The following is a 26,941-nucleotide window of genomic DNA, read 5'->3' as shown; positions in this document are numbered from 1 at the left end:
AACGGCATACCTGCCGGAAACCCGAAGGGCACTTGTCATCATATTTCAAACGATCAGCACCCTCAGAGCAGCACCACGTCGTATTGTTCCTGCGAGTACATGGTTTCTACCTGAAAACGGATGGTCCGGCCAATGAAGCTCTCCAGTTCAGCCACGTTGCCCGACTCCTCGTCGAGCAAGCGATCGACCACGCGCTGATTGGCCAGAACCCGATAACCCACCGCCTGATAGGCTCGGGCTTCTCGCAGGATCTCGCGAAAGATTTCATAGCAAATGGTCTCGGGGGTTTTCAGCTTGCCCCGACCCGCGCAGCAATGGCAGGGCTCGCAGAGCACTTGCTCAAGACTTTCACGGGTGCGCTTGCGGGTCATCTGCACCAGGCCAAGCTCGGTGATACCGATGATATTGGTCTTGGCGTGATCGCGTTCCAGCTGTTTCTCCAGCGTGCGTAACACCTGACGCTGATGCTCACCGTCTTCCATGTCGATGAAATCGATAATGATGATGCCGCCCAGATTGCGCAGGCGCAGCTGCCGGGCAATGGCTGTAGCGGCTTCCAGGTTGGTTTTGAAGATGGTTTCTTCAAGGTTGCGATGCCCCACAAACGCGCCGGTATTGACGTCGATGGTGCTCATCGCCTCGGCCGGATCGACCACCAGATAACCACCGGACTTGAGCGGCACCTTGCGTTCGAGAGCTTTCTGGATTTCATCCTCGACCCCATAGAGGTCGAAGATCGGCCGTTCGCCCGGATAATGCTCCAGCCTGTCGGCAATCTCCGGCATCAATTCGGCCACGAACTGGGTGGTCTTCTGAAAGGTTTCCCGCGAGTCGATGCGGATTTTTTCGATACGCGGGCTGACCAGGTCACGCAAGGTACGCAGGGCCAGGCCCAGGTCCTCGTAAATCACCGTGGGCGGGCTGACGGTCTTGATCTGCTCGCCGAGCTGATCCCAGAGCCTGCGCAGATAGCGGATATCCATGAGGATTTCATCAGCACCGGCACCCTCGGCCGCGGTACGCAGAATAAAGCCTCCGGCCTCTTTGATACCTTCCAGGGCGACACAATCGCTGACAACTTTTTTCAGTCGTTCACGCTCTGCCTCGTCCTCGATTTTCAGGGAAATGCCTACATGCGCAGTGCGCGGCATGTACACCAGATACCGTGACGGAATGGAGAGCTGGGTAGTCAGCCGCGCGCCTTTGCTGCCGATGGGGTCCTTGGTGACTTGCACCACAAGGCTCTGGCCGTCATGCACCAGCGACGCAATGCTCTCGACGGCAGGCCCTTCACGCATGGATATTTCCGAGGCATGAATGAATGCAGCGCGGTCCAGACCGATATCGATGAACGCCGCCTGCATGCCGGGAAGCACCCGCACTACCTTGCCTTTGTAGATATTGCCGACGATGCCGCGGCGCTGGGTACGCTCGACGTGCACCTCTTGCAGAACACCGTTTTCTACCACTGCCACCCGTGATTCCATCGGGGTGATGTTGATCAGGATCTCTTCACTCATGACTCGTCACCTTCCAGGCATTGCCAGCAGGGTATGCCGAAATGGCCAAGCAGTTCTGCGGTTTCACACAGAGGCAGACCAACCACCCCAGAATAGCTGCCTTGCAGGCCCTCGACGAAAATCGCCGCCAGCCCTTGAATGGCATAGCCTCCGGCCTTGTCGGCAGGCTCGCCACTGGCCCAGTAGGCTTGGGCCTCGTGGGGTTGAATCGGGCGAAAGCGCACGCGACTGGTCACAATACGGGTTTCACTGCGATGCCGATCACTCAGCGCGACGGCGGTCATCACTTCGTGCTCGCGCCCGGACAGGGCCGTCAGCATGGCCAGAGCATCCGCCTCATCGGCCGGCTTGCCGAGAATGCGCCCATCAAGCACCACCGCCGTGTCAGCGCCCATCACGCAGGCCTGTTGTTCGGCCGCCAGCACAGACAGCCCGGCCTGGGCCTTGCCGAGCGCAAGACGCTCGACATAGGCAGCCGGGGTTTCGTGGTCGAAGGGAGTTTCGTCAATCTGAGCGTTCAGTACGGTAAAGGACACACCGATCTGAGTCAGAAGTTCGCGGCGGCGCGGCGAGCCAGAAGCCAGATAAAGCGAGGGCATAAGGACATCTCCGTGTCTGTTCGGGTGAGCGCCAGGGACGCAGCGGGGCGTCGCGCTCACCTTGCGCTTAATTGATTTTCAAACGTTTGCGCAATCCACGCAGGCCATAGCTGATCCAGGGCCACAACAGGGCACTAACCAGCGCGGGTAGAACCAGCGCCAGCGTAGGCTGACGGTTGCCGGTCAATGCACTCAGCCAGAGCTGCGCAAGCTGCGCCAGACCGAATACGACCAACAGCACCAGACATTGCTGCCACATGGGGAACATACGCATACGCTGCTGCAGGGACATCACCAGAAACGTGATCAGGCTGAGGATCAGCGCATTCTGGCCAAGCAATGTGCCATACAGCACATCTTCCATCAGCCCCAGTATCCACGCAGTGGTCATACCATATTTGTGCGGCAGCGCCAGAACCCAGAAGGTCAGCAACAGGGCCAGCCACAAGGGCCGGAAGATTTCCATGAATTGCGGCAGCGGCGAAACGCTCAGCAACAGACCGATCGCAAACGTCAGCCAGACCACCCAGCCATTGCGCCCGGAAACATGACTAACCATCGATAGGCTCCCGAGCAGTGGAAGGTCTTGAAGCAGGCGGCTGTGAAGCAGCAGGCCGGGCGGCAGGCCTTGCCGGTGTCACAGGCGCTGCAGCCGGCGCAGGCGTTGTCGATTGCGCAGCAGGCTTGTGCGTTGCAGTGCTGCCCGGGAATACCGGAACAGTTGCTTGCGGCCACATCGGGAAAGCAGGTGTCGGCGGCGGCAGGGTCGCCATCACTGAAGGCTCGATACCCTTGTCGATGGATTCCTGCGCTTGCGCCGCGTCGGCAGCCCGCTCTTCCGGCGAACGACCGTCCGAGAACACCAGCAGCAGATAACGGCTGCGATTCAATGCGGCGGTTGGCACGGCACGCACGATTGCGAACGGCTGGCCGGAGTCGTGAATCACTTCCTTGACCGTAGCCACCGGGTAGCCAGCCGGGAAGCGCTGCCCCAGGCCGGAACTGACCAGCAGATCACCCTCTTTGATGTCGGCAGTATCTGCCACATGCCGAAGCTCAAGCCGTTCAGGGTTGCCGGTGCCGCTGGCGATAGCACGCAGGCCGTTGCGATTCACCTGCACCGGAATGCTGTGGGTCGTATCAGTCAGCAGCAGGACCCGCGAGGTGTACGGCATCAGCTCGACAACCTGGCCCATCAGGCCACGCGCATCGAGCACCGGCTGGCCCAGCACAACGCCGTCGCGCTCGCCCTTGTTGATGATGATGCGATGGGTGAAGGGGTTCGGGTCCATGCCGATCAACTCGGCGACCTCGACCTTTTCGTTGACCAGCGCAGAAGAGTTCAGCAACTCACGCAAACGAACGTTCTGCTCGGTCAGTGCCGCCAGCTTTTGCAAGCGACCTTGCAGGAGCAACGCTTCGGTCTTGAGTTTTTCGTTTTCGGCGATCAGCTCTGTGCGGCTGCCGAACTGACTGGCAACGCCTTGATACAAACGTTGTGGCAGATCAACGATCCAGTAGGACTGCATGAGCACCATCGACATCTGGCTGCGCACGGGCTTGAGGATCGTAAAGCGGGCGTCGACAACCATCAACGCAACCGACAGAACGGCCAGCACCAGCAGACGTACGCCCAGCGAAGGGCCTTTTGCGAAAAGCGGTTTAATAGGCCGCTCCTCCGGGGCATGCGATCGTTGGATCGAACTTCGATTGGCAATTATTCATGCGGTATGTAACCGGCCTGGACAAATGAAAGAGATAGGCACCCTGTTTCGGTGTCAGCACGATGCATACAGGTAGCACATACGCCACCTGCATACAAAAGACTCCGTGAAAGGCACTCCGGCGAATTACTCGCTGGAGAGCAGATCCATGGTGTGCTTATCCATCATTTCCAGCGCACGGCCACCGCCGCGGGCTACGCAGGTCAGCGGGTCTTCGGCAACGATCACCGGCAGACCTGTTTCCTGAGCCAGCAATTTGTCCAGATCACGCAGCAATGCACCGCCACCGGTCAGGACCAGACCACGCTCGGCGATGTCCGAGGCCAGTTCCGGAGGCGACTGCTCCAGAGCGCTCTTGACCGCCTGAACGATGGTCGCCAATGACTCTTGAAGCGCTTCAAGCACTTCGTTGGAGTTCAGGGTGAACGCACGTGGCACGCCTTCAGCCAGGTTGCGGCCGCGGACGTCGACTTCACGCACTTCACCGCCCGGGTAGGCCGTACCGATTTCCTGCTTGATGCGCTCGGCGGTGGATTCGCCGATCAGGCTGCCGTAGTTACGACGCACATAGGTGATGATCGCTTCATCGAAACGGTCGCCGCCTACACGTACGGATTCGGCATACACCACACCGTTCAGGGAAATCAGCGCGATCTCGGTGGTGCCGCCGCCGATGTCGACAACCATCGAACCGCGAGCTTCTTCCACCGGCAGACCGGCACCGATTGCAGCGGCCATTGGCTCTTCGATTAGGAATACTTCGCGTGCACCTGCACCCAGGGCAGATTCGCGAATGGCACGACGCTCAACCTGGGTGGATTTGCACGGAACGCAGATCAGCACACGAGGACTGGGCTGCAGAAAGCTGTTTTCGTGGACCTTGTTGATGAAGTACTGCAACATTTTTTCGCAGACGCTGAAGTCGGCGATAACGCCGTCTTTCATTGGACGAATGGCTGCGATGTTGCCTGGAGTACGGCCCAGCATGCGCTTGGCTTCGGTACCGACGGCCACGACACTCTTCTGGTTGCCGTGAGTACGAATTGCAACGACAGAGGGTTCATTCAGAACGATACCGCGCTCACGCACGTAGATAAGGGTGTTGGCAGTGCCCAGGTCGATGGATAGATCACTGGAAAACATGCCACGCAGTTTCTTGAACATGGGAAAGGGACCCTAGGGAACGCGTGGTAAAAAAAGTGCGGCAAACTCTAACAACGACAGGGATTTTGGGCAAGGAGCCAATATGCTAAATTGGCGGTTTTCCGAACATGACCCTCGACGTTAGCGGCTTGAGACAGTAATAACGCGATAGTGTTCCGCAATTGGCAACAAAGCAAATCCATAAGCATTCCACTGGAGATACCCCATGGCGCTTGAACGCTCCGACGTGGAAAAGATCGCTCATCTGGCCCGACTGGGTCTCAATGACGCCGATATCCCGCGTACCACCGAAGCACTTAACAGCATTCTCGGACTGGTCGATCAGATGCAAGCGGTCGACACCACTGGCATCGAACCTCTGGCCCATCCGCTGGAAGCCACCCAGCGCCTGCGCGAAGACGCCGTCACCGAGCGAAATCGTCGTGACACTTACCAAGCCATCGCACCAGCGGTCCAAGACGGCCTCTATCTGGTTCCGAAAGTCATCGAGTAAGGGAAAGCGCCTGCATGCATCAAATGACTCTGGCCGAGATCGCTCGCGGACTCGCCGAAAAAAAGTTTTCTTCTGAAGAGCTGACCCGCGTTCTGCTGTCGCGTATCGCGACGCTCGACCCGCAGCTCAACAGCTTCATCAGCCTCACCGAAGACCTGGCCATCACTCAGGCCCAGGCGGCAGACGCTCGGCGCGCCGCCGGTGAGAACGGCCCGCTGCTCGGCGCCCCGCTGGCGCACAAGGACCTGTTCTGCACCCAGGGCATTCGTACCAGTTGCGGCTCCCGGATGCTCGACAACTTCAAGGCGCCGTACGACGCCACGGTTGTGTCGAAACTGGCTTCGGCAGGCACGGTAACGCTGGGCAAGACCAACATGGACGAATTCGCCATGGGTTCGGCCAACGAATCCAGCCATTACGGCGCGGTGAAAAACCCGTGGAATCTGCAATGCGTGCCCGGTGGCTCTTCCGGTGGTTCGGCAGCGGCGGTTGCTGCACGCCTGCTGCCTGCCGCAACCGGCACCGACACCGGCGGCTCGATTCGCCAGCCTGCGGCACTGACCAACCTCACCGGCCTCAAGCCTACCTACGGCCGTGTTTCGCGCTGGGGCATGATCGCCTACGCTTCAAGCCTCGATCAGGCAGGGCCAATGGCGCGCACCGCCGAAGATTGCGCACTGCTGCTGCAAGGCATGGCCGGCTTCGACCCGCAGGACTCGACCAGCATCGACGAGCCGGTTCCGGACTACTCCGCCAGCCTCAATACCTCGCTCAAGGGGCTGCGTATTGGCGTACCGAAAGAGTATTTCAGCGCAGGCCTGGACCCGCGTATCGCGCAATTGGTGCATGAAAGCGTCAAGGAGCTGGAAAAACTCGGTGCGGTCGTCAAGGAAGTCAGCCTGCCAAACCTGCAACACGCAATCCCGGCCTACTACGTCATCGCGCCGGCTGAGGCCTCGTCCAACCTGTCGCGCTTCGACGGCGTGCGTTTCGGCTACCGCTGCGAAGACCCGAAAGACCTGACCGACCTTTACAAGCGTTCCCGCGCTGAAGGCTTTGGCCCGGAAGTCCAGCGCCGCATCATGGTGGGCGCCTATGCGCTGTCGGCGGGCTACTACGACGCTTATTACCTGCAAGCGCAGAAGATCCGTCGCCTGATCAAGAACGATTTCATGAGTGCATTTGCCGAAGTCGACGTAATCCTCGGCCCGACCACGCCCAACCCGGCCTGGAAAATCGGCGCCAAGACCAACGATCCGATTGCCGAATACCTGGAAGACTTCTACACCATCACCGCCAACCTGGCGGGCCTGCCCGGCTTGTCCATGCCCGCAGGCTTTGTCGATGGCCTGCCGGTCGGCGTGCAGTTGCTCGCTCCGTATTTCCAGGAAGGCCGTCTCTTGAATGTGGCGCATCAGTATCAGCAAGTCACCGACTGGCACACTCGCGCACCTGAAGGCTTCTGAGGAGAAACACATGCAATGGGAAGTCGTCATCGGGCTGGAGATTCATACCCAGCTTTCGACCCAATCAAAGATTTTTTCCGGTAGCGCCACCACGTTCGGCTCCGAGCCCAACACCCAGGCCAGCCTCGTCGATCTGGGCATGCCCGGCGTTCTGCCGGTGCTGAACAAGGAAGCCGTGCGCATGGCCGTCAAGTTCGGCCTGGCGGTGGATGCCGAAATCGGCCAGCACAACGTGTTTGCCCGCAAGAACTACTTCTACCCCGACCTGCCCAAGGGCTACCAGATCAGCCAGATGGAGCTGCCGATTGTCGGCAAGGGCCACCTGGACATCACTCTGGAAGACGGCACAGTCAAGCGCATCGGCATCACCCGCGCGCACCTCGAGGAAGATGCAGGCAAAAGCCTGCACGAAGACTTCCAGGGCATGACCGGTATCGACCTGAACCGTGCCGGCACGCCGCTGCTGGAAATCGTTTCCGAGCCGGACATGCGCAGTGCCAAGGAAGCCGTGGCCTATGTAAAAGCCATTCATGCGATTGTCCGTTATCTGGGCATCTGTGACGGCAATATGGCCGAAGGCTCGTTGCGTTGCGACTGCAACGTGTCGATTCGCCCGAAGGGCCAGGTCGAGTTCGGCACACGTTGCGAGATCAAGAACGTCAACTCGTTCCGCTTCATCGAGAAGGCGATCAACAGCGAGATCCAGCGCCAGATCGATCTGATCGAAGACGGTGGCAAGGTTATCCAGCAGACCCGCCTGTACGATCCGAACACCAACGAAACCCGCGCCATGCGCAGCAAGGAGGAAGCCAACGACTACCGTTACTTCCCCGACCCGGACCTGTTGCCGGTGATCATCGAGGATTCGTTCCTCGAAGAAACCCGCGCCACATTGCCGGAACTGCCGCCGCAGAAGCGCGAACGTTTCCAGAGCCAGTTCGGCCTGTCGACCTACGATGCCAGTGTGCTGGCCTCCAGCCGCGAGCAGGCCGACTACTTCGAGCAGGTGGTCAGCATCAGCGGTGACGCCAAGCTGGCCGCCAACTGGGTCATGGTCGAACTGGGCAGCCTGCTGAACAAACAGGGCCTGGAAATCGAACAGTCGCCGGTCAGTGCCGAGCAACTGGGCGGCATGCTCAAGCGCATCACCGACAACACCATTTCCGGCAAGATCGCGAAAATGGTTTTCGAGGCGATGGCCAATGGCGAAGGCAGTGCCGATGAAGTCATCGACAAGCGCGGCCTGAAGCAGGTAACCGACAGCGGTGCCATCGAATCGATGCTCGACGAGATGCTGGCTGCCAATGCGGAGCAGGTCGAACAATATCGCGCCGCCGATGAAGCCAAGCGCGGCAAGATGTTCGGTTTCTTCGTCGGTCAGGCAATGAAAGCCTCCAAAGGCAAGGCCAACCCGCAGCAGGTCAACGAGTTGCTGAAGGCCAAGCTGGAGGGCTGATACCGAGCACGCGGTGCAACACCAAGTTGTGACGCGGAGCGTCACGAAATGCATGCCAACGCGGAGCATTGGCACGATAGGTGTTCTCGCGCGCACCTATCGTTCTTCACGCTCCAGCGTGGGAGCGCCGTTCTGGAAGCTTTGCGTCCACTGTTGGGTACGCGGTGCAACACGCGCACCTATCGTTCCTCACGCTCCGCGTGGGAATGCAGTTCTGGACGCTCTGCGTCCGCTGTTGCGTGCGCGCTGCGACACCGAGTTGCGACGCGGAGCGTCAGGAAATGCATGCCAGCATGGAGGATTGGCATGAGAGTCAACCACACCTACTCCGGCACTCAGGAACCCAACCCATGCGCCGCCTTATTTTTGCCTGCAGCCTGCTGACGTTACTGGCAGGCTGCGCCAATCACATCATCGACCCTCACGGTTATGACGAGACCGGCACAGCCGCTTATTACGGTGCCCGCCATCATGGCAATCGCACAGCCAGTGGCGAACCCTTCAATCAGAACGCGCTGACTGCCGCACACAGGCAGTTGCCATTCGGCACGCGCGTCAAGGTCACTAACCTGGACAACGACAGGTCAGTGGTCGTACGCATCAATGATCGCGGCCCTCACACGCGTGGTCGATTGATCGATGTCTCTCGCGAAGCAGCCGAACAACTGGGTATGCTACGTAGCGGCACCGCGCCAGTGCGTGTTCAGGCCCTTGATTAGCCTTAATCCCGTTCAACACTAACAAGGACATTCGTATTCTCCAGCTATCGGCCCTGCCCGCCCCCGCGCTCATTCAAATGTTCAGCGGCCTGCTATTGCTGCTGATAGGGGCAGAACTTTCAGTGCGTGCGGCAGTGCATCTGGCGGCGATTTTCAAGGTCAGGCCATTGCTCATTGGCCTGACCGTGGTGGCGATGGGCACCAGCGCGCCGCAAATGGCGGTAAGCCTGCAAGCTGCGTTTGCCGATAACACCGACATCGCCGTAGGCAGCGTCATCGGTGGCAACATCTTCAATGTCCTGGTGATTCTTGGCCTATGCGCGCTGATCATCCCGTTACGCGTTGCCCGCCAGGTGCTGCACATCGATATTCCGCTGATGATCGGTGCCTGCCTGCTGGCCATCGGCCTGTCATGGAACGGCGAATTCAGCAAATTTGACGGTGCACTGCTGCTTGCAGGTTTGCTGGTCTGCCTGATTGTCATCATCCGCCAGGGCGGTCACACGCCGCGCCACGGCCATGCCGAAACAACAGAGAAACCACGCACCTTCACGCGCATCCTCATGCTTGCCGCAGGCTTGCTGCTGCTGACCGCTGGCGGGCACTTGCTGGTTGACGCGTCGGTCGTGATCGCCATCCATCTGGGGCTTTCCGAGCGCATCGTCGGCCTGACCATCATCGCCATCGGCACCTCACTGCCGGCCCTGATGACCTCGCTGATCGCGGCGTTTCGTGGCGAACGGGATATTGCAGTGGGGAATGTGATCGGCAGCAATCTGTTCAACCTGCTGGGGGTATTGGGAGTGACTGCACTGTTCGCCCCGGTGCCGCTGACGATCTCGCCGAATGCAATGGTGTTCGACCTGCCGATCATGCTCGGTGTTTCGCTGCTTTGTGTGCCGCTGTTCTATTCCGGCTACCGGATAGACCGCATGGAAGGGGTGTTTCTGCTGTCGCTGTACCTAACGTACGGGCTGCATATTCTGGCGATCAGCACTGGAATGGCACTGGCCGAAAGGCTCGAGACAAAAATGCTTACTCTGGTTCTGCCTGTGCTCGGCGTTGTTGTTGCCTGGGGCACGATCCGCGCCTGGCGACGCCAGCACTGACCTCAATCCGCATCGATACAAGGGGAATGCCATGACAGACAAGACAATCAGCGAAGGCGAGCAGATCCGTCGTCAGGTAATGGGCGATGTCTACGTCGACCGTGCGCTGGGTAACGCAACCGAGTTCAGCCAGCCGCTGCAGGACTTCGTCAACGAGCACGCCTGGGGCAGCGTCTGGAGTCGTGAGGGTTTGCCGCTGAAAACCCGCAGCCTGATCACCCTGGCCACCCTCACCGCCCTGAAATGCCCGCAAGAGCTAAAGGGCCATGTTCGTGGAGCACTGAACAACGGTTGCACGGTGGAGGAAATTCGCGAGGCGCTGCTGCACTGCGCGGTCTATGCCGGCGTGCCAGCAGCCATCGACGCGTTCCGTGCAGCACAGGAAGTCATCGACAGCTACGTCAAGCCGGACTAGATCCAGCCGCCCCATTGCAGAATGAAAATTCCCACGTTGGTGGTGACCGCTGCGGCCAGTGTGGTGATGACGATGATCGCGGCGGCCAGTTCGTAGTTGCCGTTGGCGGTGCGCGCCATGATGTAGCTGGCAGCGGCCGTCGGGCTCGCGAAGTAAAGGAACAGAATGCCCAGTTCCGCGCCGCGAAAACCGACCAGCCAGGCGGCCAGCGTGCAGAGCAGCGGCAGCGTGATCATTTTCATGACGCTGGCACTGATCGCCAGACTGCCACTTTTACGCAGCGAGGCCAGCGACAGCGTGCCGCCGATGCAGATCAGCGCCAGCGGCAGGGTCATTTGCGCCAGATAACTGCCGGACGTCTCCAGCCACCTGGGCAGGCCTATGCTGAAGTAAGCGAAAGGCGATGCGATGATGACGCTGATGATCAGCGGGTTGGCCAGCACACTTTTGAACACGCTCCAGGGGTCGGACTTGATCACCGGGCTGTAAACCGCCAGCACAATTGTCGACAACGTGTTGTAGAAGACGATGACCAGCGCGGCCAGAATCGCCCCCAACGAAATGCCATAAGGGCCGTACATGCTCGCCGCCAGCGCCAGGCCGATTACCCCGTTGTTGCCACGGAACGCGCCCTGAACGTAAACGCCACGCTCTTCTTGCGGGCAGCGCCAGATCGCCCAGCCCCAGGCGAATGCGAAACTCAGTAGCGTCGCGACACTGGATGAGCAGTCCGGGTTGCAGAGCCGCGCGCAAATCAGCGTGAATGATGCCCAGAAACAGCAGCGCAGGCATCGTGACGTTGAACACCAGCCCGGAAGCCGCGACGATAAACCCGTCGTTGATAGCACCGATGCGTTTGAGCAATACGCCCAGAAACAGCATGGCAAACACCGGGGCGGTGATGTTCAGGGTTTGGAGAAAAATAGCCAGCATGCAACACACCCGGTCCCGTCGTTAGGTAGCTCATGATAGGCCACACATGACAAGCATGTTGCAAGGAATTTCCGAAAGGGTTACCTGAACAACCCCGATTCTCTGTCAGACAATGCGGCTAATCTCCACGGTCGGCTGCAATTTGCGCTCGAACACTGAAACGCCATCAAGATCGCGCAGGGCAACAGACATCTCGCCGGTCTGCCCGTCGATATTCACTTCGCCAAAGAACTGATAACCCGCAAAAGGCGAGGTGTTCTGTGCAGGGGGCGCCTTCTGGAACACCAGTTCCGGACCGAACGTCTTGTCCAGTACATTGGGACCGAAGCTGCCCGCATTCAGCGGCCCGGCGACGAATTCCCAGAACGGGTCGAAGTCCTGAAACACGGCACGATCCGGCTGGTAATGATGCGCGGCGCAATAATGGACATCGGCCGTCAGCCAGACACAGTCGCGAATCTTCTGCGCGCGCAGGTACGCCAGCAATTCGGCAACCTCCAGCTCGCGGCCAAGCGCCGGTCCGTCATTGCCGTTGGCGATGGCTTCCCAGCGCGCCACACCGGGGCTCACCTCGCCATCCGGTACGCCAAGGCCGATGGGCATGTCAGCAGCAATGACCTTCCATTGCGCGCGCGACGCATTGAGTTCGCGCTTGAGCCAGTCAAGTTGCTCACGACCAAGAAATGCGGTGGTCGGACCCGGTTTTTCGGCCAGATTGGCATCATTGCCGTCGCGGTAGCTGCGCATATCGAGGACAAAAACGTCGAGCATCGGACCGTAGGGAATCTTGCGATAAATGCGTCCGCCATTTTCGGCTTGCTGCAAGCGCAGCGGCGCGTACTCCAGATAAGCCTGGCGGGCACGCGAGGACAGCAGCTGGATATCCTTGACCTTGTAACGCTCATCAAGCTGCTTGCTGGGCGACCAGTTGTTGGTGACTTCGTGGTCATCCCATTGCCAGATCTGCGGCACTTCTGCGTTGAAGCGGCGCAGATTTTCATCCATCAGGTTATAGCGGTAATTGCCTCGGTACTCGTCGAGGGTCTCCGCCACCTTGCTTTTCGCTTCGGTGGTCAGGTTGCGCCAGATCCGCCCGCCTTCCGTGGTGATCTGCTCGGGCACTGGCCCGTCGGCGTAAATGGTGTCACCGCTGTGGATAAAAAAGTCCGGCAAGCGCAAGCGCATCGCCTCATAGATACGCATGCCACCAACGTCAGGGTTGATACCGAAGCCCTGCCCCACCGTGTCGCCACTCCAGACGAAGCGGATGTCACGACGCTGTTGGGGCGTGCTGCGCAGATGGCCGAACCAGGGCTCGCTGGCGACACCGCTCTGAGCATCCTCGAACGAGACGCGGTAGAAAATCGCCTGATCGACCGGCAGCCCGCTCAACTCGACCCGCGCGGTGAAGTCGGTACGCGGATCGGCGAGCGCCGAGACCACGCGCCGTGGCTGAGTAAACATACTGCGTGTGTCCCATTCGACCACCATCCGTGAAGGCCGGTCGCTGCGGCTCCAGACCATGGCCTTGTCGCCGAGCACATCTCCGGACTGCACACCATCGACCATTTTCGGGCGGTCCTGCACCGAAGCGATCACCGCAGGCGCAAGCCCCGGCAACAGCAAACCGGCCCCCACGGCCTGGATGACACGGCGACGCTTGAGATCGAACTGGCTCACGGTTATCCCCTCGCTGACAGGCAAAAAAGTACCGTAGCAGGGGAATGTTGGCGCTGTATGACAACACAGGGCCGGAATAACGCACCTGACGCCAAAAACCTTCAGCGCCCGCTAGCTGTTAAACTCCCGCGCCTTATTCCAGCCCGAGGCGCTTAGCATGTCTTCCTTGAATCAGGCGCTCAGCGTCGCCCTCGATAATCGTCAATCGTTGCTGGGCGAACTGCATCAGCAGGGCACGGACTGCTATCGGCTGTTTCACGGAAGTCAGGAAGGCGCCAGCGGGCTGACCATCGACCGCTACGGCCCGCAGTTGCTGGTACAAAGCTTCCACACCCGCCTGGATCGCGATGCATTGCTTGCGCTGCACGAGCAAGTCAACACACGACTGGGCCTGGAAACGCTGCTGGTCTATAACGATCGCTCGCAAGGCAACTCACGCGTGGATCGCCAGGATACGGTCTACAAGGCTGACGAAGCGGCGCTGGCCGACCATATCGGGCATGAGTGGGGGCTCAACTATCGGGTCCGTGGCCGACATGCAGGCCAGGACCCGTTGTTGTTTCTGGACCTGCGCAACACGCGTGGCTGGGTCAAACAGCACAGCGCCGACAAAAGCGTGCTGAACCTGTTCGCCTATACTTGCGGCGTCGGTCTCAGCGCTGCGGCCGGTGGCGCGAGCGAGGTGTGCAATCTGGACTTCGCCGAGGGTAATCTGGCCGTGGGTCGAGAGAATGGTGCGCTTAACCCGCAACTGCCACCCATGCAGTTCATCCAGTCGGATTATTTTCCGGCAATCCGCCAACTGGCGGGGCTGCCGATTGCAGCGCGGCGTAGCCAACAATTGCCCAGCTACATGAAGCTGCAACAGCGCCAGTATGATCTGGTCCTGCTTGACCCACCTGCCTGGGCCAAAAGTGCGTTCGGCACCGTTGACCTGTTGCGCGACTATCAAAGCCTGCTCAAGCCGGCGCTGTTGACGACGGCAGACGGCGGCGTGCTGATCTGCTGCAACAACCTTGCGAAGGTCAGCATGCAGGACTGGCGTGAGCAGTGCCACCAAGGCTGGACGCCCGGTACGCGACTGCCAGGAGATGCTTCCTGCCAAGGACTTCCCGTCTCTGGATAATCAGCCACCCCTGAAAACGCTGATCCTGCAACTCTGATCCGGCGGCTGGTATCGCAAAGCACTATCGGAAAGTTCCTACGAGCGGCGACGGCAGTGCCTTGGGAACCGAACAGGCATGCCATACTCCAAGGGCTTCCAAAAGAGAGAGACGCCGCTGCCCATGTCCAGAGGATTGAAACGCACACTTGGCTCCTTGCTGACTGTGATCGTGCTCTACAGCTTGCTGGGGTTCTTCATTCTTCCCGGTGTCGCTCTGCGGATCGCCAATCAGCAATTGGCCAATTACGCCACCGTGCCGGCGAAGCTTGAACGCCTGGAATTCAATCCCTACACGCTGGAGCTGACGCTCTGGGGCCTGAACATCGGCACACCGGGCAAGGAACAGGTCGCGTTTGAAAAGCTTTATGCCAACCTGCAAATCGACAGCCTGTGGACACGGGCCCTGCACCTGCAACGCATCGAGCTGATCAAACCCAAGACCGAGCTGTTGTTCGACAAGCAAGGCAAGCTCAATCTGGCGCAACTGTTCAAGCTGCCAGCCAGCGAACCTGCCAAGGACGAACCACCCGGCAAGCCGTTCCCGCTGCGTATCGACGAAATAAAACTGGCCGATGGCTATGTTCACTTTCAGGATATGCGCCCAAGCCAGCCCATCGAATTTCTCTACGACACACTCAATTTCGAACTCAAGAACCTCAGCACATTACCCGAAGACAATGCCGACATGACGCTGGTCGCGGCAGGTCCGGATGGCGGGCAGATCGACTGGGTCGGGCGTATCAGCCTGATACCGATCACCTCGGAAGGGACGCTGAAAGTCACCGACAGCAAGATGAAGCTGTGGTGGCCTTACGTGCGTGATGCGTTGCCGCTGGCGCTTGAGGACGGCGTGCTGAATTTCAGCACGGCATACACACTCAATCTGGCCAAGGAAACCGAGCTGAAGTTGACCAATGTGTCGGCCAGTGTCGCGCCCTTCGCGTTGAACACGCCAGACGGTCGCCCTCTGGTACGCCTGCAACGCCTGGACGTGAGCGAAACATCAGTCGATCTGGCAAAGCAGCTGGTGACCGTAGGCAAGATCCGCAGCCAGAAACTGGAAACCTGGGCAGCGCGCGAAGCCGACGGGCAACTGGACTGGCAAAAGCTGTTTGCCAGCCAGCTGGGCAAGCCAGCGGCACCGCAAACACCGGCCGTGGACGACAAGGCGGCTGAACCGGCACCCACGACCGACGCCTCTGCCAAAGCCAGCGCCAAGCCCGCCACGCAAAGCACACCATGGCAGGTGCTGCTGCGAGATGTGCAGTTGCGCAATTACATGGTCCATCTGGCAGATCGCGTACCTCAAGAGCCTGTTGCTCTGGATGTTGGCCCGCTGAATCTGGACATCCAGAATTTCGACAGCCTTAACAAATCCCCCTTCACGCTCAAGCTTGATACCGGGCTGGGCAAACAGGGCAACCTCACTGCAGCCGGCGATGTGAACCTCAACCCGGTCAGTGCACAACTTAACGTAACTACCCGCGACATCGACCTGCGCCTCGCCCAAGCCTACATCAGCCCGTTCATTCGTCTGGAAATGCGCAGCGGCATGCTGGGCAGCGATCTGGCGGTCAACCTGAAAAGCACCGAACCGCTGGCGTTCAGCGTTACCGGCAAAGCACAGGTCAATCAGCTTCACACACTCGACACGCTCAAACAGCGCGACTTCCTGAAGTGGCAGCAACTGCAACTCGAAGGGCTGGACTACCAGCACGGCACGGGCCTTTCGATTGCCAAAGTCAACATGGATCAGCCTTACGCACGCTTCATGATAAATGAAGACCGGACCACCAATGTCGACGATCTGCTGATTCCGCAGCCTGATGACAAGACCGCATCGCAGCCAAAAACAGCCAGAACACAGCCCAAGGCCAAGGCAGATAACCCTCTGGCGATTTACGTCGGCGAAGTGAATATCATGGATGGCTCGGCAAACTTTGCCGACATGACCCTGACCCCCAACTTTGCCACCGCCGTGCAGCAGCTCAATGGTCGTATCGGCACCATCGACAACCGCAAGGCGACACCGGCACCCGTGGACATCCAGGGCAAGGTCGATCGCTACGCGCCTGTGACCATCAAAGGCAGCCTCAACCCTTTCGACCCGATGGCCAGCCTGGATATCACCACCAGCTTCAAGCGTGTCGAGCTGACCAATCTGACCCCTTATTCCGGCAAGTTCGCCGGTTTCAGAATCCGCAAGGGCAGGCTCAATCTCGATCTGCACTACTTGATCACCAAAGGTCAGCTCAAGGCGCAGAACAAGGTGCTGGTTGAACAGTTGCAACTGGGTGAGCGTGTCGACAGCCCGGATGCGCTGGACCTGCCTATCCGTCTGGCGGTCGCGCTGCTCAAGGATACGCAGGGACGAATTTCCCTGGAGCTGCCGATCGAGGGCGATCTGAACAACCCGCAGTTCAGCGTGATGCCAATTGTCTGGCAAACCCTGCGCAATCTTGTGCTGCGTGCTGCGCAGGCTCCGTTCAAGATGCTCGGCGGGCTGGTCGCCGGTGGAAGCTCCGAGGATCTCGGCAGCGTGAGTTTCGCGCCGGGCTCCAGTGATTTGTCGGCCGAGGCGCAAAGCGCCCTGGACAAGCTCTCGGTGGCGCTCAAGGAGCGCCCGGACCTGAAGCTGGAGATCGAAGGCACCAGCGCTGCAAGCAGTGACGGTCCTCTGATTGCCCAACAGCGGCTGGAGCGGGAATACCAGTACACCTATTACAAGATCCTCCAGCGACGCGGCGACAAGGTTCCAGCCAGAGCCGGTTTGATACAGGTCCCTGAGGATGAAAAAGCTCCTATGCTTGAAGGTATCTACCGCACACGCCTGAAACAGCAACCGCCTGCCGAATGGGCAAACCTGGGCAAGGAACAACGTGCAAACCAGATGCGTGCCGCCGTGCTCAAGTTCTGGAGCAGCAATGAGGTATTGCTGCGTGAGCTGGGCCAGGGCAGAGCCAGCAGCATCAAGGACTACCTGGTAGACAAGGGCAAGCTGGAAGACGCTCGTGTGTACTTCGTCGATGCCCGCCTGGGTCAGGCCCAGCCAGATGGTAAAGTCATCAGCCCCCTCCACCTCGACAGTGAATGAAGCCTTGGCACGTACCCGAATCAAACTGCTGATCAACCTGACCCTTGCCGCTATGGCCGGGTCAGTTACTGCCTCTTCATATGCCACGTCAACGCTGCGCTGCGGCAACCAGCTGGTCAGCACGGGGGACCGGGCATTCGAAGTGCAGCAGAAATGCGGAGAGTCCGTAAGCCAGGAAGTGCTGGGCACTCAGGAGACCTTCAATAGTAACTACCGAAGGTCCGAAGCCGTGAGAATCGAGGAATGGATCTACGGACCTGATAAATGGATCTACGGACCTGATAACGGCATGTATCAGTACCTGCGCTTCGAAGGGGGTCGCCTGGTGAGGATTGAAAGCAAGCGTCGCACCTGACTCTCCCAAGCGTCTGTTTGTCACCGCCATAGAAAAGGCCCCGACTCTTCAGTCGGGGCCTTTAATGGCTACATCCTTGCAGCCTCGCATGAACTTTCCATCAATCAATGACTGCGGCTGTTCATGGGCAGTATTCGATTACTCGGCTTTCAGGCCAGCAGCCGATACGTCTTTAACACCTTTGATTTTCTTGGTGATAGCGACGGCGGTGTTTTTCTGAGCTTCGGTAACTTTTACCATGGAGGACAGGGAAACCACACCTTTGTTGGTCTCAACCTTGATGTCCGAACCTGGGATGCCTTTCTCGGTCAGCAGGTCAGCTTTGACCTTGGTGGTGATCCAAGTGTCAGAAGTATCTTCTTTGACTTCTTGAGTAGTGGTGTTGGCTGCCAGAACCATTGGCGCTTGGGCCGAGGTCTGTGCGAAAGCAGCGTTGGCCATGGTCAGAGTCAGGGCAGTAGCGGTAGCAGCGGCAATAGCGAACTTCTTCATACGATAACTCCTGTTTTTCTCGAAATCTGCACCAGCGTGTGGTGGCAGGGTTAACAGGTATATCGCAAGCGGTGTGCCAAAAACCAAATATACTAAAAATCCTTTAAAATCATATAGTTGAGTTTTTTCATTTTTAGCCGGGTCGTGCAGTTTGCCCGTTCCTCACTTATTGTGCTTGCAAGATGCATGTTTATACCGAGCAGTTTGCATGCCCCGCTTGTAACCCTCTAATTGCGCTCATAAAAAAAGGACTCCGAAGAGTCCCTTTTCACATGCCGCTCAGATCAATCAGACGCCCGACGCTTTCGCTGCCGCTACGTCTTTGATCGACAGCTTGATACGACCGCGGTTGTCCACGTCCAGTACCAGCACTTCGACTTCCTGACCTTCCTTGAGGATATCGGTCACTTTCTCTACGCGAGCATCGCTCAGCATCGAGATGTGAACCAGACCGTCCTTGCCCGGCAGGATGTTGACGAATGCACCGAAATCGACGATGCGCTCAACCTTACCGACGTAGATCTTGCCGATCTCGGCTTCTGCGGTAATGCTCAGAACGCGCTGACGTGCTGCCTCAGCCGCTTCCTTGGACTCGCCGAAGATCTTGATCGAGCCGTCGTCTTCGATGTCGATCGAAGCCTTGGTCTCTTCGCAGATAGCACGGATGGTTGCACCACCCTTGCCAATCACGTCACGGATCTTGTCGGTGTCGATCTTCATCGCGATCATGGTCGGAGCGTTGGCCGACAGTTCGTTACGCGACTGACCGATGATCTGGTTCATCTGACCGAGGATGTTCAGGCGAGCTTCCAGGGCCTGACCCAAGGCGATCTCCATGATTTCTTCGGTGATGCCTTTGATCTTGATGTCCATCTGCAGCGCGGTAACACCTTTGGAGGTACCGGCTACCTTGAAGTCCATGTCGCCCAGGTGATCTTCGTCACCCAGGATGTCGGTCAGAATGGCGAACTTCTCGCCTTCCTTGACCAGACCCATGGCGATACCGGCAACCGGTGCCTTCATCGGAACACCAGCGTCCATCAGTGCCAGGGAAGCGCCGCAGACCGAAGCCATGGAGCTGGAACCGTTGGACTCGGTGATTTCCGACACGACACGGATGGTGTACGGGAACACGTCGGCGCCTGGCAGCATGGCCTGAACGCTGCGACGGGCCAGACGGCCGTGACCGATTTCACGACGGCCCGCGCCGCCCATGCGACCACACTCGCCCACAGAGAACGGAGGGAAGTTGTAGTGCAGCATGAAGGGGTCTTTTTTCTCGCCTTCAAGGGTGTCGAGCAGCTGTGCGTCGCGCGCGGTACCCAGCGTTGCAACAACCAGCGCCTGAGTTTCGCCACGGGTGAACAGTGCCGAACCGTGAGTCTTCGGCAGAACGCCGACTTCGATATTCAGAGGGCGAACGGTACGAGTATCGCGACCATCGATACGCGGCTTGCCGTTGACGATGTTTTCGCGAACGGTGCGGTATTCGATTTCACCGAAAGCAGCTTTGACTTCGCTGGCAGACGGGCTGCCTTCTTCAACAGCCAGCTTGGCAACGACCTGATCTTTCAGCTCGCCCAGACGCGCATAGCGGTCGGCTTTGACAGTGATGGTGTAAGCCTGGGAGATCGCGTCGCCGAACTCGGCACGGATAGCGCCCAGCAGTGCGGTGGCTTCAGGCTTTGGCTGCCAGTCCCAGACAGGCTTGGCGGCTTCTGCAGCCAGTTCCTTGATGGCGTTGATCACCACCTGGAATTCGTCATGGGCGAACAGCACAGCGCCCAGCATCTGGTCTTCGGTCAGCTCTTTGGCTTCGGATTCAACCATCAGAACGGCTTCGGAAGTACCGGCTACGACCATGTCCAGGCTCGAAGCCTGCAGTTGCTCGTAAGTCGGGTTCAGCAGGTAGCCGGTGCTTTCGTGGAAAGCAACGCGCGCAGCACCGACCGGACCGTCGAACGGAATACCGGAGATGGCCAGTGCAGCCGAAGTACCGATCATCGCAGCGATGTCCGGATCGATTTTCTTGCTGGTGGAGACGACGGTGCAGACAACCTGCACTTCGTTCATGAAGCCTTCTGGAAACAACGGGCGGATCGGACGGTCGATCAGGCGCGAGGTCAGGGTTTCTTTCTCGGAAGGACGGCCTTCACGCTTGAAGAAACCACCAGGAATCTTGCCGGCAGCGTAGGTTTTTTCCTGATAGTGCACGGACAGAGGGAAGAAGCCTTTGCCAGCGTCAGCCTGTTTGGCGCCGACCACAGTCACGAGTACGCTGACGTCGTCGTCAACGGTGACCAATACTGCGCCAGAGGCTTGACGGGCGATACGGCCTGTCTCGAGGGTTACGGTCGATTGACCGAACTGAAACTTTTTGATTACCGGGTTCACGGTTTCCTACCTTTCTTTGTGGCTCTTGGGGAACTGGTTTCTTGCGAATTCTTGGGCAGCGTGGGGAATCGGCCCCTTCCACAGTCCAGATAAAACTTGAGGCTGGGAGCCTGCCAGAACCACCGGGAAAACCCGACGGATCGTGACAGACAACCAACCTCTAGCAACGTCGTTATTAGCGACGCAGACCCAGACGACCGATCAGGGCGCTGTAACGGCTAACGTCCTTACCTTTCAGGTAATCCAGCAGCTTGCGACGCTGGTTTACCATACGGATCAGACCACGACGCGAGTGATGGTCCTTACCGTTGGCCTTGAAGTGGCCTTGCAGTTTGTTGATGTTGGCGGTCAGCAGTGCAACTTGCACTTCTGGCGAACCAGTATCACCAACAGCTTGCTGGTAGTCGGTTACGATCTGAGCTTTTTCTTCAACGCTGAGTGCCATGTGGGCAATCCTTTTGTTCAAGGAAGCGCTTCCGGAGAAACGTTTCCAACAGGCCGAGGACAGATCCTCGTATTAAAAAAGGAGGTATGACCGTGCCTGTTGACAGCCATCCTCGTTCCACCCCGCTCGCAGGCTAGCCTGCGGACGGACTGGTTCCGGTCACTCTGACCGAATCAATCGACGCGGCGCAATACGCCCGTCTTCGGCGACTTCACCGATACCGATGAAGCGACCTTCGTGATCCTGCACGCGAACCATACCGAATTTCGGTGCGTCCGGCGCGCGCACTGGCTGCCCGTGCAACCAGTAAAACGAACTGTGCTCCGAAAACTTCAGCAGCGGCCAGTCCAGCAGACCGCTGTCCGATGGCATCAGGAAGCGGTCAACCGCCTCATTGCCGCCGTCGGCATGCACTTGCTCCAGCTCTTCCAGCGTAACCGTCTGAGCCAGCGTGAAAGGCCCCGCCTGGGTACGGCGCAGCTCTGCGACGTAAGCACCACAACCGAGCTTTTCACCAATATCCTCGACCAGCGTACGGATATAGGTGCCTTTACTGCAATCGACGGACAGACGTGCTGTGTCGCCTTCGCAAGCAAGTAATTCCAGGCGCGCAATAGTAACAGAACGGGGCTCGCGCTCCACTACTTCCCCTGCACGTGCCAGCTTGTAAAGTGGCTGGCCATCACGCTTGAGGGCCGAGTACATGGGAGGTATCTGGCTGATTTGCCCACGAAAATGCGGCAACACTGCTTCAATATCGTCGCGACCAACGGTCACCGGACGCGTGAGCAAAACCTCGCCCTCAGAGTCGGCGGTCGTGGTGGTCTTGCCCAACTGCGCCAGAGTCTCGTAGGACTTGTCCGAATCGAGCAGGTACTGGGAAAACTTGGTCGCTTCGCCAAAGCACAACGGCAAAACACCCGTTGCCAGAGGATCAAGACTGCCCGTATGCCCGGCTTTCTCGGCATTGAGCAGCCAGCGAACCTTTTGCAAAGCGGCGTTGGAAGTGAAACCCAGTGGCTTGTCGAGCAGGATGATCCCGCTGACATTGCGGCGTATACGCTTGACCTGAGCCACCCTTTATTCCTCGGTACTTTCAGGCTTTGCATCTGGCGATGCCGAGCCTTCCTGATGCTGACCGTCTTGCGCTACCGCACGCTCGATCAGTGCCGAGAGATGCGCACCACGCACGACGCTTTCGTCGTAGTGGAAATGCAGTTGAGGCACGCTGCGCAGCTTCATTTCGCGTGCCAGCTGCATGCGCAGGAAGCCTGCGGCAGAGTTGAGCACCTTGATGGTCTGTGCGATCTCTTCCGCGCTGTCCTGGCCCATGACGGTCATGAAAATCTTCGCATGACCCACGTCACGGCTGACGTCTACGGCGGTGATAGTGACCAGACCCACGCGTGGGTCCTTGATTTCGCGACGGATCAGTTGCGCCAGTTCGCGCTGCATCTGATCGCCAATACGTTGGGTACGGCTGTATTCTTTTGCCATGCTTGTTACCTGTTACTGATCCGGGACCAAACCCTGACAGTCTGAAAGCGGCAAACGCCCGGCCTGACAATTGCCAGACCGGGCGTTGCGTTTAGAGCCCATGGGGGAAGCAGGGCATTTGCATGCGAAGCTCCCACCATGACTCCTGAAGCTCGCGATTTAGAGGCTGCGAGCCACTTGGACCTTCTCGAAGACTTCGATCTTGTCACCGACCTTGACGTCGTTGTAGCTCTTGACGCCGATACCGCATTCCATGCCTGCACGTACTTCGGCAGCGTCGTCCTTGAAGCGGCGCAGGGATTCCAGCTCGCCTTCAAAGATAACGATGTCTTCGCGCAGAACACGAATCGGACGGTTACGGTAGACAGTGCCTTCCAGAACCATACAGCCTGCGATCGCGCCGAATTTCGGCGAACGGAACACATCGCGGACTTCGGCGATACCCAGGATATTCTCCCGAACGTCGCTGCCAAGCATACCGGTGAGGGCTTTCTTGACGTCTTCGATGATGTCGTAGATCACGTTGTAGTAACGCATATCCAGACCTTCCTGCTCGACAATCTTGCGCGCGCCAGCATCGGCACGCACGTTGAAGCCAAACAGTACAGCGTTGGAGGCCAGTGCCAGGTTGGCGTCGCTCTCGGTGATACCACCGACACCGCCACCGACTACGCGCACTTGCACTTCGTCGTTACCCAGGCCGCCCAGGGCGCCCTGCAATGCTTCCAGAGAACCGCGGACGTCGGATTTGAGGACGATGTTAAGCGTCTTCTTCTCTTCCTGACCCATGTTCTCGAAGATGTTCTCCAGCTTGCCGGCATGAGCGCGAGCCAGTTTGACCTCGCGGAACTTGCCTTGGCGGAACAGAGCGACTTCGCGGGCTTTCTTCTCGTCAGCCAGCACCGACATCTCGTCGCCAGCATCCGGAGTACCGTCAAGACCCAGGATTTCGACCGGGATCGAAGGACCTGCTTCTTTGACCGGCTTGCCGTTCTCGTCAAGCATGGCGCGGATGCGGCCGAAGTTCGAACCGACCAGAACCATGTCGCCCTGACGCAGCGTACCGTCCTGAACCAGAACAGTAGCGACCGGACCACGGCCCTTGTCCAGACGGGACTCGACAACAACGCCACGACCCGGGGCCGAAGGAGTTGCCTTGAGTTCCAGAACTTCGGCTTGCAGCAGAACAGCTTCCAACAGCTCGTCGACGCCAGTACCCATTTTCGCGGATACCGAAACGAAAGGCGTATCACCGCCCCACTCTTCGGACGTCACGCCATGGACCGACAGCTCGCTGCGGATACGATCGAGGTCAGCACCAGGCTTGTCGATCTTGTTCACCGCAACAACCAGCGGAACGCCAGCCGCAACAGCATGCTGAACAGCTTCGATGGTCTGCGGCATAACGCCGTCGTCAGCTGCAACCACCAGAATCACGATATCCGTTGCCTTGGCACCACGAGCACGCATGGCGGTAAACGCGGCGTGACCAGGGGTGTCGAGGAACGTGACCATGCCGCGTTCGGTTTCAACGTGGTAGGCACCGATGTGCTGGGTGATGCCGCCAGCTTCGCCAGCTGCAACCTTGGCACGACGGATGTAGTCGAGCAGCGAGGTCTTACCGTGGTCGACGTGGCCCATTACGGTCACAACCGGTGCACGGGAGAACGACTCACCTTCGAACTTCAGCGATTCGGCCAGGGAATCTTCCAGGGCGTTGTCGCTGACCAGCGTGACCTTGTGGCCCAGCTCTTCGGCGATCAACTGGGCAGTTTCCTGATCCAGTACCTGGTTGATGGTCACCGGAGTGCCCATCTTGAACATGAACTTGATGACTTCAGCAGCCTTGACCGACATCTGTGCCGACAATTCGCCGACAGTGATGGTCTCGCCGATGGCAACGTCACGGATCACAGGGCCGGTAGGGCTCTGGAAACCATGTGCATTGCGCTTCTTCAGCTTGGACTTGCCGCGACCACCACGACGGAAGCTGTCGCTTTCTTCGTCGGTAGTACGAGGAGCAACGCGAGGGGCCGGAGCCTTCTCCTTGACCGAAGCGCGATGCGGAGCGTTTTTACGCTCCCCGTCGCCGCCGCGGGCATTGCGGTCGTCAGCACGAGGCTTGTCAGGGCGACGCTGTTCGTCACGCTTGCGAGCGTCAGCAGACGGCGCTGCGCTGGCAGGTGCCGGAGCAGCCGCTGCTGGTGCTGGCGCTTCACGCACAGGCTCAGCTGCAGCAACAGGTTGCGCGGGTGCCGAAGCAGGCTGGCCGGCGGCAGGCTGATTGCGCGCATCTTCTTCAGCGCGACGCTTGGCTTCTTCTTCAGCCTTTTGACGAGCGGCATTTTCTACCGCACGGCGTTCGTCCATCTCGCGCTTGCGCTCGGCTTCGATCTCTTCCGGGCTACGCTGCACAAAGACTTTCTTTTTGCGCACTTCAACGCTGATGCTTTTGCTGCCAGCAACGCGCAGGGTGCTGGTGGTCTTGCGCTGCAAGGTAATCTTGCGAGGCTCTTCCACCTTGGTCTTGTGACCGCTTTTCAGGTGCGTCAACAAGGCTTGTTTTTCGTTATCGGTCACAACTTGCTCGGCGGCGGTGTGCGGCAGACCTGCCTCACGCATCTGCTGTAACAGGCGCTCTACCGGTGTGTCGACCACTTTGGCCAGTTCTTTCACCGTGACTTGCGTCATGCACTTCTCTCCTCAGGCCGCGCCCAATTACTCGAACCAGTGGGCTCGGGCGGCCATGATCAACTTGCCGGCACGATCATCGTCAATGCCGTCGATGTCGAGCAGGTCATCTATAGACTGCTCGGCCAGGTCTTCGCGGGTAATTACGCCGCGCACCGCCAGTTCCATCGCCAAATCCTTGTCCATACCCTCAAGCGAGAGCAGGTCTTCGGCCGGATGGGCGTCTGCCAGCTTTTCCTCTGTAGCGATGGCTTTAGTCAACAAACGATCCTTGGCACGAGCGCGAAGCTCGTTGACGATTTCTTCGTCAAAGCCGTCGATGTTGAGCATTTCTTCCAACGGTACGTAGGCAATCTCTTCCAGGCTGGTGAAGCCTTCATCAACCAGCACCTGTGCCAATTCTTCATCGACTTCGAGTTCTTCGATGAAATTGCGCAGGATGTCACCGGTTTCAGCTTGCTGCTTGGCCTGGATGTCCGATTCGGTCATTACGTTCAGGGTCCAGCCAGTCAGCTGACTTGCCAGACGCACGTTCTGACCGCCACGACCAATAGCCTGGGCCAGGTTGTCCGCTCCCACTGCGATGTCCATTGCATGCGCGTCTTCATCTACGATGATTGCCGCTACTTCTGCAGGAGACATTGCATTGATCACGAACTGCGCCGGGTTATCGTCCCAAAGAACGATATCCACACGCTCGCCACCCAGCTCGCCGGAAACAGCCTGAACTCGCGAACCGCGCATGCCGATACAGGCACCTTGCGGATCGATTCGTTTATCCTTGGAGCGAACAGCGATTTTCGCACGAGAACCCGGGTCACGGGAGGCAGCCATCACCTCGATGAGACCTTCGGCAATTTCCGGCACTTCAATGCGGAAAAGCTCGATCAGCATTTCTGGCGCAGTACGCGACAGGATCAGCTGAGGACCACGGTTTTCGGTACGAATTTCCTTCAGCAAAGCACGGACGCGAACACCGACACGGAAAGTTTCCCGGGAAATGATGTCTTCACGAGCCAGCAAGGCTTCGGCATTGTTACCCAGGTCAACGATGACATTGTCACGTGTAACCTTTTTAACAGTACCAGAAATGATTTCACCCAGACGCTCACGGTAGGCATCGACTACCTGAGCACGCTCGGCTTCACGAACTTTCTGCACAATGACTTGCTTGGCGGTCTGTGCGGCGATACGACCGAATTCGATGGAATCGATTTTCTCTTCGATCAGGTCGCCCGCAACGGCACCTGGCTTCTTGACTTGAGCCTGGTCTACGGCCAATTCGTACGCAGGATCGTCCAGATCTTCGTCTTCGACAACTGTCCAGCGACGGAAAGTCTCGTAGTTGCCTGTCTGGCGATTGATCTCTACACGCAGTTCTACTTCATCTTCAAAACGTTTCTTGGTAGCGGTGGCAAGAGCCAGCTCCAGCGCTTCAAAAATTACACTTGCCGGAACGCCCTTTTCATTGGACACCGACTCAACAACCAGCAGTACTTCTTTGCTCATCGTACGCCTCGCCTTTCGCAA

At 58.6% G+C, this 26,941-nt stretch carries 21 protein-coding genes and 2 pseudogenes; 9 read left to right on the top strand and 14 right to left on the bottom strand.

What is annotated here, in order from left to right; genetic code table 11:
• Positions 1-62 precede the first annotated feature (62 nt).
• From rng to mreB, 5 genes are all read right to left on the bottom strand, one after another.
• Positions 63-1,520, bottom strand: coding sequence for a ribonuclease G (gene rng, locus AC4ANK_RS06625; protein WP_002555104.1), 1,458 nt, complete (start codon positions 1,518-1,520; stop codon positions 63-65).
• Positions 1,517-2,119, bottom strand: a complete 603-nt coding sequence (locus AC4ANK_RS06620) for a Maf family protein (RefSeq protein ID WP_002555105.1) — start codon at positions 2,117-2,119, stop codon at positions 1,517-1,519. The genes rng and AC4ANK_RS06620 overlap by 4 nt, the downstream gene beginning before the upstream one ends.
• A 67-nt stretch (positions 2,120-2,186) precedes the next feature.
• Positions 2,187-2,678 carry a rod shape-determining protein MreD gene (gene mreD / locus AC4ANK_RS06615; protein ID WP_002555106.1) on the bottom strand — a complete coding sequence of 164 codons (492 nt, stop codon included), beginning with the start codon at positions 2,676-2,678 and terminating at the stop codon, positions 2,187-2,189.
• A complete protein-coding gene (gene mreC / locus AC4ANK_RS06610; protein ID WP_002555107.1) occupies positions 2,671-3,738 on the bottom strand; it encodes a rod shape-determining protein MreC in 1,068 nt (355 codons plus the stop codon). The genes mreD and mreC overlap by 8 nt, the downstream gene beginning before the upstream one ends.
• A gap of 231 nt (positions 3,739-3,969) precedes the next feature.
• On the bottom strand, positions 3,970-5,007 hold the full coding sequence (gene mreB / locus AC4ANK_RS06605; protein ID WP_002555108.1) for a rod shape-determining protein MreB: 1,038 nt from the start codon (positions 5,005-5,007) through the stop codon (positions 3,970-3,972).
• A gap of 205 nt (positions 5,008-5,212) precedes the next feature.
• On the opposite strand from mreB, the gene gatC reads away from it, so the two are divergent.
• From gatC to AC4ANK_RS06575, 6 genes are all read left to right on the top strand, one after another.
• Positions 5,213-5,500: an Asp-tRNA(Asn)/Glu-tRNA(Gln) amidotransferase subunit GatC gene (gene gatC, locus AC4ANK_RS06600; RefSeq protein WP_002555109.1), complete on the top strand. Its 288-nt coding sequence runs from the start codon at positions 5,213-5,215 to the stop codon at positions 5,498-5,500.
• Between the two features lie 14 nt (positions 5,501-5,514).
• Positions 5,515-6,966: an Asp-tRNA(Asn)/Glu-tRNA(Gln) amidotransferase subunit GatA gene (gene gatA / locus AC4ANK_RS06595; protein WP_004666201.1), complete on the top strand. Its 1,452-nt coding sequence runs from the start codon at positions 5,515-5,517 to the stop codon at positions 6,964-6,966.
• 10 nt (positions 6,967-6,976) lie between these two features.
• Entirely contained in the window at positions 6,977-8,422 is a 1,446-nt protein-coding gene (gene gatB / locus AC4ANK_RS06590; protein ID WP_002555110.1) for an Asp-tRNA(Asn)/Glu-tRNA(Gln) amidotransferase subunit GatB, read from the top strand.
• A gap of 350 nt (positions 8,423-8,772) precedes the next feature.
• Complete coding sequence (locus AC4ANK_RS06585) at positions 8,773-9,141, top strand: septal ring lytic transglycosylase RlpA family protein (RefSeq protein WP_002555111.1); 369 nt, start codon at positions 8,773-8,775, stop codon at positions 9,139-9,141.
• Positions 9,142-9,218: 77 nt separating this feature from the next.
• The gene (locus AC4ANK_RS06580) at positions 9,219-10,250 is read left to right on the top strand and encodes a calcium/sodium antiporter (RefSeq protein WP_002555112.1); all 1,032 of its coding nucleotides are present in this window, start codon (positions 9,219-9,221) and stop codon (positions 10,248-10,250) included.
• Positions 10,251-10,281: 31 nt separating this feature from the next.
• Positions 10,282-10,665: a carboxymuconolactone decarboxylase family protein gene (locus AC4ANK_RS06575; protein WP_005733046.1), complete on the top strand. Its 384-nt coding sequence runs from the start codon at positions 10,282-10,284 to the stop codon at positions 10,663-10,665.
• Here the strand turns inward: AC4ANK_RS06575 and AC4ANK_RS06570 are convergent.
• Positions 10,662-11,598 (bottom strand): annotated as a pseudogene (locus tag AC4ANK_RS06570) (AEC family transporter). The gene AC4ANK_RS06575 and the pseudogene AC4ANK_RS06570 overlap by 4 nt on opposite strands.
• A 105-nt stretch (positions 11,599-11,703) precedes the next feature.
• Positions 11,704-13,278 (bottom strand): alkaline phosphatase D family protein, encoded by a 1,575-nt coding sequence (locus AC4ANK_RS06565; protein ID WP_002555115.1) that lies wholly within the window; start codon positions 13,276-13,278, stop codon positions 11,704-11,706.
• Between the two features lie 157 nt (positions 13,279-13,435).
• On the opposite strand from AC4ANK_RS06565, the pseudogene AC4ANK_RS06560 reads away from it, so the two are divergent.
• The 3 genes and pseudogenes from AC4ANK_RS06560 to AC4ANK_RS06550 all read left to right on the top strand — a co-directional run bounded on the left by AC4ANK_RS06560 (position 13,436) and on the right by AC4ANK_RS06550 (position 17,892).
• Positions 13,436-14,441, top strand: a pseudogene (locus tag AC4ANK_RS06560) (class I SAM-dependent rRNA methyltransferase).
• 123 nt (positions 14,442-14,564) lie between these two features.
• Positions 14,565-17,537, top strand: a complete 2,973-nt coding sequence (locus tag AC4ANK_RS06555; protein ID WP_002555117.1) for a DUF748 domain-containing protein — start codon at positions 14,565-14,567, stop codon at positions 17,535-17,537.
• Positions 17,497-17,892, top strand: a complete 396-nt coding sequence (locus tag AC4ANK_RS06550; RefSeq protein WP_044423936.1) for a DUF2845 domain-containing protein — start codon at positions 17,497-17,499, stop codon at positions 17,890-17,892. The genes AC4ANK_RS06555 and AC4ANK_RS06550 overlap by 41 nt, the downstream gene beginning before the upstream one ends.
• Before the next feature lie 138 nt (positions 17,893-18,030).
• On the opposite strand, the gene AC4ANK_RS06545 is transcribed toward AC4ANK_RS06550, so the two are convergent.
• The 7 genes from AC4ANK_RS06545 to nusA all read right to left on the bottom strand — a co-directional run bounded on the left by AC4ANK_RS06545 (position 18,031) and on the right by nusA (position 26,920).
• The gene (locus AC4ANK_RS06545) at positions 18,031-18,384 is read right to left on the bottom strand and encodes a BON domain-containing protein (RefSeq protein ID WP_002555119.1); all 354 of its coding nucleotides are present in this window, start codon (positions 18,382-18,384) and stop codon (positions 18,031-18,033) included.
• A 288-nt stretch (positions 18,385-18,672) separates the two neighbouring features.
• Positions 18,673-20,778, bottom strand: coding sequence for a polyribonucleotide nucleotidyltransferase (pnp, locus tag AC4ANK_RS06540; RefSeq protein WP_002555120.1), 2,106 nt, complete (start codon positions 20,776-20,778; stop codon positions 18,673-18,675).
• A gap of 175 nt (positions 20,779-20,953) precedes the next feature.
• Positions 20,954-21,223, bottom strand: a complete 270-nt coding sequence (gene rpsO, locus AC4ANK_RS06535; RefSeq protein ID WP_002555121.1) for a 30S ribosomal protein S15 — start codon at positions 21,221-21,223, stop codon at positions 20,954-20,956.
• A 159-nt stretch (positions 21,224-21,382) separates the two neighbouring features.
• Positions 21,383-22,300 carry a tRNA pseudouridine(55) synthase TruB gene (gene truB, locus AC4ANK_RS06530; RefSeq protein ID WP_004416157.1) on the bottom strand — a complete coding sequence of 306 codons (918 nt, stop codon included), beginning with the start codon at positions 22,298-22,300 and terminating at the stop codon, positions 21,383-21,385.
• 3 nt (positions 22,301-22,303) lie between these two features.
• Positions 22,304-22,720, bottom strand: a complete 417-nt coding sequence (rbfA, locus tag AC4ANK_RS06525) for a 30S ribosome-binding factor RbfA (RefSeq protein ID WP_002555123.1) — start codon at positions 22,718-22,720, stop codon at positions 22,304-22,306.
• A gap of 159 nt (positions 22,721-22,879) precedes the next feature.
• Positions 22,880-25,411 (bottom strand): translation initiation factor IF-2, encoded by a 2,532-nt coding sequence (gene infB, locus AC4ANK_RS06520; protein WP_002555124.1) that lies wholly within the window; start codon positions 25,409-25,411, stop codon positions 22,880-22,882.
• 27 nt (positions 25,412-25,438) lie between these two features.
• A complete protein-coding gene (gene nusA, locus AC4ANK_RS06515; protein WP_002555125.1) occupies positions 25,439-26,920 on the bottom strand; it encodes a transcription termination factor NusA in 1,482 nt (493 codons plus the stop codon).
• Positions 26,921-26,941: the final 21 nt, after the last annotated feature.

This window comes from Pseudomonas sp. Pmew2 (assembly GCF_058129885.1).
Note: the sequence above shows the minus strand (reverse complement) of the source record. Positions and strands in the feature narration are given on the sequence as shown.